This window comes from Bradyrhizobium sp. UNPF46, from assembly GCF_006658625.1.
Taxonomy (GTDB): domain Bacteria; phylum Pseudomonadota; class Alphaproteobacteria; order Rhizobiales; family Xanthobacteraceae; genus Bradyrhizobium; species Bradyrhizobium nitroreducens.
In genome coordinates this window covers 54,550-67,320 of sequence record NZ_LFJB01000083.1, presented here as the reverse complement: position 1 = coordinate 67,320, position 12,771 = coordinate 54,550, and the positions used below count along the sequence as shown (strand labels likewise).

General features: G+C 62.8%; 12 protein-coding genes. 1 reads left to right on the top strand and 11 read right to left on the bottom strand.

Annotation, left to right across the window (positions count from 1 at the left end; translation table 11 throughout):
* Positions 1–75 precede the first annotated feature (75 nt).
* The gene (locus UNPF46_RS38380; protein ID WP_246668756.1) at positions 76–372 is read left to right on the top strand and encodes a hypothetical protein; all 297 of its coding nucleotides are present in this window, start codon (positions 76–78) and stop codon (positions 370–372) included.
* A 434-nt stretch (positions 373–806) separates the two neighbouring features.
* On the opposite strand, the gene UNPF46_RS29660 is transcribed toward UNPF46_RS38380, so the two are convergent.
* From UNPF46_RS29660 to UNPF46_RS29605, 11 genes are all read right to left on the bottom strand, one after another.
* Positions 807–1,469 (bottom strand): hypothetical protein, encoded by a 663-nt coding sequence (locus tag UNPF46_RS29660; protein WP_142252352.1) that lies wholly within the window; start codon positions 1,467–1,469, stop codon positions 807–809.
* 89 nt (positions 1,470–1,558) lie between these two features.
* On the bottom strand, positions 1,559–2,164 hold the full coding sequence (locus UNPF46_RS29655) for a toxin-activating lysine-acyltransferase (protein ID WP_142252351.1): 606 nt from the start codon (positions 2,162–2,164) through the stop codon (positions 1,559–1,561).
* Positions 2,165–2,737: 573 nt separating this feature from the next.
* The gene (locus UNPF46_RS29650) at positions 2,738–4,201 is read right to left on the bottom strand and encodes an HlyD family type I secretion periplasmic adaptor subunit (protein ID WP_100178724.1); all 1,464 of its coding nucleotides are present in this window, start codon (positions 4,199–4,201) and stop codon (positions 2,738–2,740) included.
* Positions 4,198–6,387 carry a type I secretion system permease/ATPase gene (locus UNPF46_RS29645; RefSeq protein WP_100178723.1) on the bottom strand — a complete coding sequence of 730 codons (2,190 nt, stop codon included), beginning with the start codon at positions 6,385–6,387 and terminating at the stop codon, positions 4,198–4,200. The genes UNPF46_RS29650 and UNPF46_RS29645 overlap by 4 nt, the downstream gene beginning before the upstream one ends.
* Positions 6,388–6,751: 364 nt before the next feature.
* Positions 6,752–7,072 carry a hypothetical protein gene (locus tag UNPF46_RS29640; RefSeq protein WP_142252350.1) on the bottom strand — a complete coding sequence of 107 codons (321 nt, stop codon included), beginning with the start codon at positions 7,070–7,072 and terminating at the stop codon, positions 6,752–6,754.
* A 15-nt stretch (positions 7,073–7,087) separates the two neighbouring features.
* Positions 7,088–7,753, bottom strand: a complete 666-nt coding sequence (locus tag UNPF46_RS29635; protein ID WP_142252349.1) for a phosphoribosyltransferase — start codon at positions 7,751–7,753, stop codon at positions 7,088–7,090.
* 363 nt (positions 7,754–8,116) lie between these two features.
* A complete protein-coding gene (locus UNPF46_RS29630; RefSeq protein WP_142252348.1) occupies positions 8,117–8,320 on the bottom strand; it encodes a hypothetical protein in 204 nt (67 codons plus the stop codon).
* A gap of 50 nt (positions 8,321–8,370) precedes the next feature.
* Positions 8,371–9,651, bottom strand: coding sequence for a family 4 glycosyl hydrolase (locus UNPF46_RS29625; protein ID WP_142252347.1), 1,281 nt, complete (start codon positions 9,649–9,651; stop codon positions 8,371–8,373).
* A 612-nt stretch (positions 9,652–10,263) separates the two neighbouring features.
* The gene (locus UNPF46_RS29615; RefSeq protein WP_142252346.1) at positions 10,264–11,010 is read right to left on the bottom strand and encodes an SDR family NAD(P)-dependent oxidoreductase; all 747 of its coding nucleotides are present in this window, start codon (positions 11,008–11,010) and stop codon (positions 10,264–10,266) included.
* A gap of 51 nt (positions 11,011–11,061) precedes the next feature.
* The gene (locus tag UNPF46_RS29610; RefSeq protein ID WP_142252345.1) at positions 11,062–12,024 is read right to left on the bottom strand and encodes a carbohydrate kinase family protein; all 963 of its coding nucleotides are present in this window, start codon (positions 12,022–12,024) and stop codon (positions 11,062–11,064) included.
* Positions 12,025–12,059: 35 nt separating this feature from the next.
* Complete coding sequence (locus UNPF46_RS29605) at positions 12,060–12,752, bottom strand: class II aldolase/adducin family protein (protein WP_142252344.1); 693 nt, start codon at positions 12,750–12,752, stop codon at positions 12,060–12,062.
* Positions 12,753–12,771: the final 19 nt, after the last annotated feature.

Below are 12,771 nucleotides of genomic sequence, written 5' to 3'. Positions count from 1 at the left end.
CTGGAGTATAGAATTCGGAACTTTGAAATAGGATGTCTTGACGTCGGAAAGCAGACCAATAATGGCGTTGGAAATATGTCCCGCCCGATCGAGAGTGCGCCCATCGCTCGTGCCGGCTTTGACGAGCTTTTCCATGAAAGTGCTATAGGACTTATCATTTATCATGCCCGCGGCACGCAGATTGTCAGCGAGCGCCTGTGCCGCCTTGTAGCGGGCGTCGGAGTTGCCGAGGCTCCCTCCGTCAACGATAGTCCTGTTGAGGGTGTCCGCGAAGCTCGTCAGCTTCTGAATCTTGGCCGTGTCCGGGCTTACCGGATCGAAGAGCCTGTATTCCTGATATGCAGCGAGCAAATCAGCGCCGCTACTGAGTGAACCGTTGACTGAAAGTGTCGCTCCGTTGAAGACCACCCTTCCTTCCGAAACACTCTTCGCAAAGTATAAAAGATCGTTGACGGCGAGACGTTCGTTAGCGGCCGAATAGCCTGCGGCCGCTATTGCGCGCAGGCTCTGCAGGAAGAAGTCATTGTAGCCCGGATGATTTCCGTAGTGCAGGCTTGTGCCCCACCCCGATGCGGTCAACACGTCCTTGAACGCTTGGCCCGCTCCTGCAAACAGAGCTTGCATCGCATCGCCCGAGGGTAGGGCAATCTTATTGCCCCACATTTCAAGCGAAATTCCGCTTCGACTCAGGAGCTGCCCGAATTGACCAAAGATTTCTTCTGGAATCAGATGATGAATCTGAAAATTGAAGAAACGGAACGGAACAAGCGTCGACTCCGAGCCCATGATCGCCCCTCAATCTTGATTCACACGATGGTGCATTTGGCTCGCCGCACATTGCGGGTGAGCTGGGCGGCTTTCAGCGCCGCTTCGAGCGGACCGCTCAAGAACAGTGCCCCGTCAAGCGTTGCGTCGGTCCAGAGATCGCAACCTTCAAGGGCGGACGCACTGACCGCAATCTCGTTGTCTTTGGGGTGACTAACCATCCACTTGTCCTTCGGCCAAAGCTCTGGATGGTTAAATCCACCAGTGGAGCGGTCGGGCCGAAAGGCCTGCTTTTGACATCCGAGATTGAGAAAATACCAATCACCCGGCACCAGTTCTGTGCGGTTGCCCTGGTAGAGTTCGATCTTTGACAAGCCGCCCTTTCCAAGGTCGAAGCCGCCCAGCACATTCGCGAAATCGGAGGACACGACGATGAATGCATTGACGCGAAAGAAATGAGGCAGCTTCTCAAACCGGAGTTCCTTGTACCTCGGGTGAGCTCGCTTTGGACGCTCCGCCTCCGTCAATGTGCCGCCGGCCTCGTGCTTGCGCATCAGCTTGTCCAGACGATCCATTTCTTCTCGAAATTCGGTGTCTTTCCAGTAGTCCTTGCCCTCGTCATCCGGATTCAGGTTGAATTTCGATATGTTCGAGGAATCCAGAAAGCAGTCGCTCACCCAGACTGTTTCGGTCGCACTAGTCATTTCTATCTCGTCTCTCTTGAGAGGATGGGCCTTGATAGTGCACGAACCGATCTTCCAAAGCGACCACGCTCAGGCAAGAAGCTAAGGGACTATTCTGCCCCCGCCTCCCCCACCGGCCGCACCTTCATCTTCTCCAGCACCGCCGGATCGACCAGCTGGCTCACGATCGGATGGATCCGCACCGGCTTGTCCTTCACCACCTGCTTGAAGTTCGCGAGCACGGCGGTGGCGACCTTCTGCGAGGGGGCGATGACGTCGAGCAGCCAGGTGGTCTCGCCGCTGGTCCAGTCCTCGGCCTTGAGGCGGACCGGAAACACGCGGGCCTGGATCTGCTCGCGGATCTTGGCGTCGACCTCGTCGGAGACGCTGGCCCAGATCGCGATGCCGGCGGTCTCCTCGACCTTGCCCTCGCCGCCGGCCTTGGCGATGGCGATGCGGTCGCGCGTCATCGGCTCGACGACGAGGTGCATGACGTCGGCCAGGGTCTGGTTGCGGTAGCGCGGCAGGTTGAGCATGGCGAGGACGACCTCGCCGACGCCGGCTTGGATCCGCATCTTGAACGCGGCAATTTGCGCCAGCACTTGCGGATCGAGCGCGCGCTCTTTCGCATCCGTCGGCCCGGCCGCAGCCCCGCCCTTGATCCCGTTCAATGCCGGCTTGGCGGCGGCCGCCGTTTCGTTCGCGCTCTTTGCCATGGCTCTCGCTCCCTAGTTTCGATCCGCCCAACGGGCGCATTGCGATCATGAGGAGTGAGCCTGCCGTGGCGGCCTGCAGCCCCGTCAGGGCCGCGTGTCTGCCGACGCAAAAAGACCGGTCATCTGCATACTACCCGCTCCGGTTGCACAAAAGTGCAATACGAGAGAGCGGATGTATAGTTCTGCCGCAGATAATCGGAAGCAGCCCCACTGCCCTCCTTCGGCATTCATAGAACGTTAACCCGCATACAACTTCAAGACGAAATCGCGATACGCCCAAAAAAATGTTTCGCGATGTGTCCGTCCGTTGCGATCGGCAACGATCGAAGTTTCGGAGAATGGAACTCGGCGCGGTTTCAGGAGATTGGCGGCGGACTGCTCAGCGCACATCGGCAAGGCGCGCTGCAAGCGAGCAACGGCCGCGAACGACACTGCGGCGTCACCGTGCCGTCATGCAAACGAGCCGGTCGCCGATTTGTATTCGGCGACGGAGACTTGGCTGCCATGGCTCGACGCATGCCGTGCGCGTCGGCTACGAGCCTATGATGTCAATTATCCAGCAAGCTCGCTTGGTCACCGCTCCCTCCCGGCCTCATCCAGCGACTGGGTGATCGGCGACAGCAGATACTGGATGATGCGCCGCTCGCCGGTCTTGATCTCGGCCTGCACGGAGAGGCCGGGGCCGAGCATCTGCTGGCGGTCGCGGATGCGGATGCTGGTCTGCAACAGGCGGATGCGCGCGGCGTAGACGAGGCCGGGCTGGACCGGCCGTCCCTTGTCGTCGCGCTGCGGCTGGCCGTTCGATTGCGACAGGTCGATCGCATCGCGGCTGATGCTCTCGACGATGCCCGGCACCAGCCCGTAATCGGTGAAGGGAAACGCCTCCAGCTTGACGCGGACCGGCTGGCCCTCGCGGACGAAGCCGATGTCCTTGTTGAGGACCTGGGCTTCGACCTCGATCTCGGCGCCGTCGGGAACCACGGTCATCAGCGGCTGGGCCGGCTGCACCACCCCGCCGATCGTCGCGACCACGAGCTGCTGCACCGTTCCGGCGACGGGCGCGCGCAATGCCAGGAACTCGCGCCGCCGCGTGGTCTTGCGCAGATCTTCGGCCGCGAGCTGCGCCTTGTCACGGGCCTGGACCATCTCGGTGACGGCGGTCTTGCCGAAGGTCTCGCGCAGCTTGCGGATCTCGGCCTCGAGCGCCGTCATTGCGGCGCGCGCCCGCGCCACATTGGCGAGCTGCACGTCGACGTTCTGGACGTGCTCAATGCGCTGCTGCTCGTATTCGAGCAGCCGCAGCCGCGCGAAATTGCCCTGCTCGGTGAGCTGCCGGCGCGCCTCGAGCGATTGATCGACGAGCGGGAGCGTGAGGCGCAGCTTGTTGATCTCGACCTCGGCGGAGGTCAGCTCGGCGGCGCGCTGCGCGATCTGCTGCTGCAGGCTGGCGACCTGCGCCTCGTATTCGGCGATGCTGGCGCGGACATATTGCTCCTCCACCGCAACCATCGCCGCCGGCGCGTCGTCAGGGGCGACGAAGCCGGTCGGCCGGCCGTCGAGATAAGCGAGGAGAGCTGCGTTGCGCGCCTGGATCAGCCTGGAGGCCTGCAGGTTCTGGCGCGCCTGCGCCTCGTCGGCGGTCGCGAGCGTCGGATCGAGCTCGACCAGGAGCTGCCCTTCCTCGACGTGCTGGCCGTTGGCGACATGGATGGCGCGCACCGAGCCGATCTCCATCGGCTGGATGGTCTTGACCTTGCTCGACGGGATGATCTTGCCGCTCGCCACCGCGACGACGTCGACGGTGCCGATGACGGACCAGACCAGCGCGGCCGTGAAAAAGCCGCAGGTCATCAGCAGCAGCATGCGCAGGCCCGGGCTCGGCGGCTTCTCCATGATCTCGAGCGCAGCCGGCAGGAATTCGTGGTCAGAGCGCGGCCGCCGGTTGCGGTCGGCCTCGTTCTGCATGGTCCAGCTCGCCCGCAGCACGGCCCAATGCCGGGCGAGGGTCGGGAAGCGCTCGGCGACCCAGGCCGTCACGTCGAGCGCCCCATCTGCTTGGTGTAGAGCTGGGCATAGCGGCCGCCCGAGCGCAGCAGCGTCTGGTGATCGCCGGTCTCGGTGATCTCGCCGGCTTCGACCGTGACGATGCGGTCGCACTGACGCACGGCGGAGAGGCGATGCGCGATGATGATGACGGTCCGGCCACGGGCGATGCCGGCGAGATTGTGCTGGATGATCTCCTCACTCTCGGCGTCGAGCGCGCTGGTCGCCTCGTCGAGGATCAGGATGCGGGGATTGCCGATCAGCGCCCGCGCGATCGCCATGCGCTGGCGCTGCCCGCCCGAAAGGTTGCCGCCGCGCTCGTCGATCACCGTGTCGTAGCCGTGCGAAAGGCCGAGGATGAACTCGTGCGCGCCGGCGAGCTGAGCGGCGGCGATGACCCGCTCCATCGGCATCGTGGTGTCGGCCAGCGCGATGTTCTCGCGCACCGAGCGGTTGAACAGGATGTTCTCCTGCAGCACGACGCCGATCTGCCGGCGCAGCCAGGCCGGGTCGACCAGCGCGAGATCGACGCCGTCGACCAGCACCCTGCCCTGCTCGGGAACGTAGAGGCGCTGCACGAGCTTGGTCAGCGTCGACTTGCCCGAGCCGGAGGGGCCGACGATGCCGATCATCTCCCCCGGCTCGATTGCGAGCGTGACGCCACGCAAGGCTTCCGGCGCATCGGGGCGATAGCGGAAACGAACGCGATCGAAGCTCACCGCGCCCTTGATCGGCGGAAGGCTCGCCCGGTTGGGATTGTGATCGGGTTCGGCCGGCGCGTTCAGGACGTCGCCGAGCCGGTCGACCGAGATGCGCACCTGCTGAAAGTCCTGCCAGAGCTGGGACAGCCGCAGGATCGGCTGCGCGACACGCCCCGAGAGCATGTTGAAGGCAACCAGCGATCCGACCGAGAGGTCGCCGGCGATGACCGCTTTCGCGCCGAAGAACAGGATGGCGACCGTGGTCAGCTTGGAGACAAGCTGGATCAGATGGCTGCCCCAGTTCGCGAGCGTTGCGACCTGAAACCCGGTGCTGGTATAGCCCGCGAACTGCTTCTCCCATTTCGCCCGCATCTGCGGCTCGACCGCCATCGCCTTCAACGTGCCGATGCCGGTGACGCTTTCGACCAGGAAGGACTGGTTCTCCGCGCCGCGCTTGAATTTTTCGTCGAGACGGGCACGCAGCGGCGGCGTCACGATCACCGAGATCGCCACATAGAGCGGGATCGACAGCGTGACGATCAGGGTCAAGAGCGGACTATAGGCATACATGACGCCGAAAAACACGATGGTGAAGAACAGATCGATCACCACGGTGACGGCATTCGAGGTCAGGAACTCCCTGATACGATCGAGCTCGCGCACGCGGGCCACGCTGTCACCGACGCGGCGTGCCTCGAAATAGGACAGCGGCAGGTTGAGCAGGTGCCGGAACAGCTGCGCCGAGAGCTCGCTGTCGACGCGATTGGTGGTATGGGCAAACAGCCAGTTGCGCAGCGCCGACAGGCCCGTCTCGAAGATCAGCACCGCCGAAAGCCCGATCGCCAGCACGTCGAGCGTTGTCAGCGACTGATGGACCAGCACCTTGTCGATGACGAGCTGGAAGAAGATGGGCGAGATCAGCCCCATCAGCTGCAGGAAGAACGACCCGATCAGCACGTCGCGAAGCGGCCCACGGTATTTCACGAGCGCCGGAATGAACCAGCTGATGTCGAAGGGGCGCGTCGCCCCTGCCATCAGCTCGCGCGTCGTCATGAGAAGCAGCCGCCCGGCATACCGGTCGCCGAAATCCTCCGCCGTCCACACTTCGGGACGCCCGCCATTGCCGCGCTGGACCAGGAAGCGCGATCCGGCCTCCTGCTGATCGACCTTGAGCAGAACGAGGGCCTCGCCGTCCTGCAATTCGGCGAGCGCAGGCAATGGAACCTTGTGAAGCGCTTCAGCCGCCGCGGGCTTCACCTTGGCGACGATCTTCAGGCGCTTGGCGATGCGGGCGAGATCCTCAAGCCGATACCGCTCGCCCGGCGAGCCATGGTCATGGGCGATCTGGCCGGCGTCGGCGGGGACACCGAGGAATTTAGCGACCAGAATGAAGGAAAGCAGCGACGCCGAAAGTTCAGGATCATTGCCGCTCGTGGTGTCCGCGGTCTCGTCCGGCGCTTTCGCAATCGCAATGGTCATGACCCAAACTTCAAACCCGGCCGAAACAGGCCGGGATCCCAACCGGGAACCACGCAGGATTTGCCGGGTCCCCCAACTCGCACAGCAGATCGAGACAACAACTTAACCACGGACTACACGATCGCTTACATCTAACGTTGTTCAATGGGCAAGCCAAGCCCCCCTTCGTCGCTCCCGACGAAGGTCTTGTGTCGATCGCCCGGGGCCAATCGACCGCGCGCTTCGGACAATCCGCTTCGGGTTTCTTCAGCAAGCACCATGTTGCACGGAGGCGAACAGGCGATCGGGGTCGTCGTCCAACCGGGCCGGCATTGTCCGGACGGCGGTTCTTCCCGGCCGCAGCGCCTGTCCTGGCGCCGGTTCGTCAGCTCGACGCGCTCACCGTCTTCGACGTGATCCGCTTTCGAAACAGGATCGCCGTGTCGGCGAAGCTCGCGACATAGTCGTGGCCGCGTGCAAAATTGCGCAGTCGGGCCGCCACGACGGCGTCATCGGAAAAGCGCAGACCTTGCAGATACTCCAGCGCCTGCTCCAGCCCCGCCGCCACGAGGAAATTCCGCTGGGACCGCAGCTTGCGGACGAAGAACTCGAAGACGGTAGTCTCGGTCTGGCCCGCTTCCAGATAGGCCTGCACCATGTTCAGCTGGTACAGGTCGGTCAGGAGCGCACTTGGCGACATATCCATGGGCAACCCAGGGGATCAGGAGGCTGGTGTCGCCATCTTCCTGGCCGGGAACCGCTTCAAGATTGCGATGACCTCCTCGTCGCCGACCTGAAGAAAATCACGGTAGTAGTAACCGATCGCGCCGAAGTCCCGTGGCGTATCCAGGCAGACGATCGCGTCGACCTCCCCGTGCAGTCGCTGCAACGATTCCAGTGGCGCCACCGGCACGGCGAGAACCAATTCTTTCGGCTCCCGCTTTCGCAGCGCACGGATCGCTGCGAGCGTCGTCGCCCCCGTCGCAATGCCATCATCGACGATGATCGCGGTCTGCCCTTTAATCTCGGACCGGACGCGATCGCCCAGATAACGTTCGCGCCGCCGCTCGATCTCAGCAAGCTCCTCCTTGCAGACCGCGTCGAATGCATCCTCACTCACGCCAGCCAATTCGATGACGTCCTGGTTGCGGACGATGAGCGGCTGCGTCCCGTCCACCACCGCTCCCATCGCAAGCTCGGGCTGCATCGGCACGCCGATCTTGCGGACAATAACCAGGTCGAGAGGCGCTTCCAACCGTTCGGCCACCTCTGCCGCAACCGGAACGCCGCCGCGGGGCAGCGCCAGGATAACCGGATGGCGGCTCCTGTACTTCACCAAGGCTCTCGCCAGCTGACGGCCGGCATCTTCCCTGTCCTGAAAGAGCATATCGGCGGACCCGCTTGAATTTCGGCCAGACTATTGCGTCGCCGCTCTGGATCGTTGATCGACGTCAAACCGTCTCGCTGCTCGTTTGGCAATAGGCGGCTATGCTGGACCGCCAGAACGAGCTTTCGACCGGGGATGCCGAGAACGACAGCGTCTCTGCCCTTGCTCGCAAGGTGGCATTCCTGAGCCTCCCCGAGACCTACACCCCCGCTCCTGGTCGCCTCCAGGCACGCGAGAGCCATATGTCCTGGGTCTTCATGAACGGCGCGAGGGTGTACAAGCTCAAGAAGCCGGTCCGTCTTCCCTATCTCGACTTTTCGACCCTGGCGCGCCGAAGGACGGCGTGCATGGCGGAAGTCAATCTCAATCGCCGGCTTGCACGCGACGTTTATCGGGCGTCGTACCCTTGACTGAAAGTGCCTCGGGGTACGCGATCGATGGTTCCGGTCCGGTGCTGACTGGCTCGTCGTGATGCGCAGGCTCGACGAGGACGAGACGCTGGAGGCCAAGTTGCGCAAGGGAAGCGCCCGGCGGGCCGATGGACGCAATCGCCTCGATGTCGTCCATGGTCGCATCCGATTCGGCTTGCTCGTCGAAGACGAATCTTGAGCTGGCCATCAGATACATCTGCGAATGTAGGGCCGGTTGATCTCCCACAATTCCTCGAGCAATCCTCGGGCCGCGTCCTCGGAATTGATTACGGGATCGACCAGCAATGCCTGCAGTGCAAGCTCCTTCGAGCCCTGCATAGCCGCCTCAACGGCCAGCTGTTGAACGTTGACCTGGATGGCCATCAGCTTGCTCACCGCATCTGGCAACGGTCCGAGGGAGACGGGGTGAACACCCGCCGCGTCTGCAACAAGAGGCACCTCGACCGCTGCGTTGGCGGGCAGATTCGGAATCACGCCCTGGTTATAGACCACTCCCGACTCGATCAGCTGTTTCCGGTCATGCAGTACAGAGCAAATGATCGTCGCGGCCCGCTCACCAGAGGGCTGCAACCACCAAGGCGGCATCGCGACTCGACCGGCAAGGACTTCATCAATCAATTGCAGGAGCTTCGCGCGTTCGCGGTCGTCCCAATCGAAGTTGTAGCCGTCCTCTCCCCCCTCCCATCCGAAGGAGAAATACTCGCCGACATGACTATCGCCGCAGCCTAACCAGTAGCCGAAGGCGCGCAGCAGCTTGCGGGTCAGCGGCGCAACAGACTCCTGAAGCCTCTTTTCCTTCTCTTTGAGCTGGGGATAGAGATCCGCGCCCGTGTCGCGATCGCGAATGTGCAGGAGACACTGGAAGTGGTTCAGGCCGGCGCCCCAGACGTCCACGCGCTCCTCAGGCAAGCCGAGGATCGACGCCACCTGCGCACGAGCCAGGAAAATGCCGTGGCACAAACCAAGGCTCCGGATCTTGGTATGCTGCCCCAGCGCTAGGACGATCCGACTTTCCGGGTTTGAGAAATTGATGAACCACGCCTCCGGGCAGCGACGCTCCATCTCCCGAACGAAATCGAAAACAACCGGCAGCGTTCTCAGGGTGAAGAACAAGCCGCCTGGTCCACCATTTTCCCCCAGCGTGTGGCGAATTCCATACTTGCGGGGAATCTCGAAATCCAGTCGCCAGAGCCGATTGCGGTCAATCGCGGTCGAATGAACGACAAAATTGGCACCATCCAGCGCCGCACGCCAGTCCGTCGTCGACTCGATCTTCAGCCCTGCCCCAGTCCTCTCATTGACCAGCCGCGCAACGCGCTCGGACCGGCCCAGCCGCTCGGCATCTCTGCCAACAAGAACCAGTTGGCTACCCGTCAGATCCGGCGTCGAGAACAAGTCCCGAAACATGCTCATGCCAAACGATGCGCTGCTCGCGCCTAAGAACACGATCTTGGTCACAGCAGACATGACTGTTTCCCGGTCTCGTTCGGAACGCTTCGGTGCTTCAAAATTGCATCTCTGCCGTATCCGAAGTTGAGAAAGATCAATTGCGGAGGCTTCCGGCAGCTGACCTGCGGCGATGACCGCCGGCAAGCAAATCCGCGCCGTATCGACCATGTGGAAAGCCTGCGATCAGTGCCATTCAGCGCCATCCGATCCATTGATCGGCTTGATGTCGACGACGTCTCCATCACGCACATGGCCCCGGATAGCCTCGACCTCAGCGGAGTTGATTTCAAGAAGCCACTACTTCCACTCCTGGGGATGTCCCTCGGGAGCGCGCCGGCCGCATACCGGTATTTTGCCAGCGCCCCCATGGCCCGTTCCATCGCGCTGCCGTCTTTCAGTGTTACAATGCACCTCATCGCGAACCTCGTCCGCTTCAACAGGCGGAAAAGATTCCGTCGCCATCGGGCCTCGCGTTGACAGGGATCAAACTGGAGCTGAGAAACGCGAAGTCTGACGCCAAGCCGATAGTGGCCGCCGCTTGCTAGACCACGCGAACCGTACCAGTTTCGGATCAGAAACAACGCATTGGAACGGCAAGATAGCGAGTTTCTTATGGCGATCGAGCCGTTGCTAGCTGTAGAAGATACCTCCGTCCACGTTGAGAGCCTGGCCGGTCACAAACGCAGAATCATCAGACGCGAAGAACGCCACGGGCCCGACGACGTCCTCCGGCTGCCCGAGCCGGTGCAGGTCCGTGACCTTCTCGAAATAAGCGACCCGCTCGGGATCGCGAAGATTGTTCATCCCCATCTCCGTCATGATGATGCCCGGGCATACGGCATTGACCGTGATGCCGAAGCCTCCGAACTCCATGGACGAAACCCGGGTGAAGCCGACCACGGCCGACTTCGACGCGGCGTAGTGGGACTGTCCCTGACCGCCCGTTCGAGCCGCGAGCGAGGCGATGTTGACGATCCGCCCGTATTTGCGCTCCTTCATGTGCGGCACCAAGGCCTGGGTCATCTGGAACACGCCGCGCGTGTTGACGGCGAACGTCTGATCCCAGGTCTCGGTGGTCAATTCGTCGATGGTCGCCAGCCTGAGTATTCCCGCATTGTTGACGAGGACGTCGACGTGCCCGAGACCCCGGACCGCCTCAGCCACGGCTCGCCTGCAATCGGCGGCGTCGCTGACGTCACCCAGCACCGGGATGCAGCGGCGGCCGAGCTCCTTGACCTCCGCAACGGTCTCGAGGAGGACCTTCTCCTGGGCCGCGATGTCAGTCAGCGCGAGATCGTAGCCGCGCCTGGCAAGACCAAGCGCTATCGCGCGACCAATTCCGCGGCTTGCTCCGGTCACGATCGCATGTCGGGCCATGTTGCGTTCTCCCCTGGTGTTCGGATGAATGTTTCTTGAGGTGTGAATGGATCAGACGCGAGCGGGCTTGCGGACCGGGAGGCTGTTCATGGCTTTCACGGTCTCGTCGAACGACACGAGATTGGCGCCCGAGCCCAGGCCCGTCGCGACGATCGCGGCCGTCGCGGTCGCGAGCTTGGCGCAGTCGAGCAGGTCCCAGTTGCGCGCGAGACCGGCGATGAAACCGCCCGTGTAGGAATCGCCGCATCCGGAGGTATCGCGGACCGCGACCTCGAAAGCCGGCACCGTGAATTGACGTCCGTCACGTGTCATCACGAAAGAGCCATCCGCGCCGAGAGAGATGGCGCAGGCCCCCGCTCCCCTCTCGATGAAGAACCGCGCACACGCGGCGGGATCATCGGTCCCGACCATGGCATTGGTCTCGTCGATGCTCGGCATGAAGAAGTCGACGTAAGGCAATAACGGCTCGACCAGCGCCAGCGTTTCGCCTCGCGCCTGGATCAGATCGAGCGTCGTCGTGCAGCCGGCCGCTTTTGCGTCCCGCAGCAAGGCAACGGATGGCGCTCCGTCCATCGCAAGCAGGGAGCCAACCCCGCCGAGGTGCAGAATCTTGCTCCGGCAGGCGGCCACTTGCGTTTCGGGCGCGATCCGCCAGCGGGCGGACGCACCCCTTGCGTGCATGACCGGACGCGATCCGTCGGGCCGGATCGGCAGGATCGTGGCCGAGGTCGGACTGCCGGCCATCCGCTCCATGAGGGAGATGTCGATGCCTTCACGCTCCAGCGCGTTCAGCATCCAGTCGGCCTTCTCGTCGGAGCCGACGGCGCCGACCGCGAGCGCCTTCAGACCGAGACGCGCGCAAGGGACGACCGTTCCGCCGGCAGTGCCGGCGACTGCGAGCCGAATTTCCTCGATCAGCAAGCGGCCGCCACCGGGCGGAATCTCGGTGACCGGGACCCCCAGAATATCCAGAATATAAGTGCCGCAGACGCTGACGTCGTGAGTGTTTGCCATGAGTTCTCGCAGAAAAGTGGTTTGAGCGGATTCATCTAGCCCAGTTGCGGGGATATCTTGAGCGTGCCGTCGTTATCGCGCAGGCCGTACTGTCCCCATCGCTTCAGGATGCTGTCGATTTCCTCGTCCGGCAGCAGCGGAGGAGAGCCAAGCTGAAGACAGCCGTGATACTGCTTGGCGAGCACCTCGACCTCCACCGCAAGCCACATGGCCTTGCGCAGGTTGGGACCGATGCAGATCAGCCCGTGATGTGCGAGCAGGCAGGCGCGGCGATAGCGAAGCGCGTCAAGGGCCGCCTGCGACAGCTCGGCCGTTCCGTATTGCGCGTAGGGCGCGCAGGGGATGTCGTTGCCGCCAGCCGCGGCGATCATGTAATGGATCGCAGGGATCGAACGATTCATGATCGCGATGATGGTGCAGAAGATCGGATGGGCGTGAACGACGGCGCCGACCTCCGGCTTCGATCTCAGGATGTCGAGGTGAAAGCGCCATTCCGTCGACGGGACGTTGCCGGCCGGCGCGGTCCATGAGCCATCCCACTTCATGGCCACGATGTCCTCGGGCTTCATGCGGTCGTATGGAAGGCCGGACGGCGTGAGCAGGATGCCGTCGCCGGTTCGGACGCTGATATTTCCGGACGTCCCCTGGTTGATGCCTTGCGCCGCCATCTCGCGACAGGCGTCGATGATGGACTGACGAAGCTCGAGCTCTGCTTCGCGTCTGGTCATGTGCTGCCCCCACTCTCGT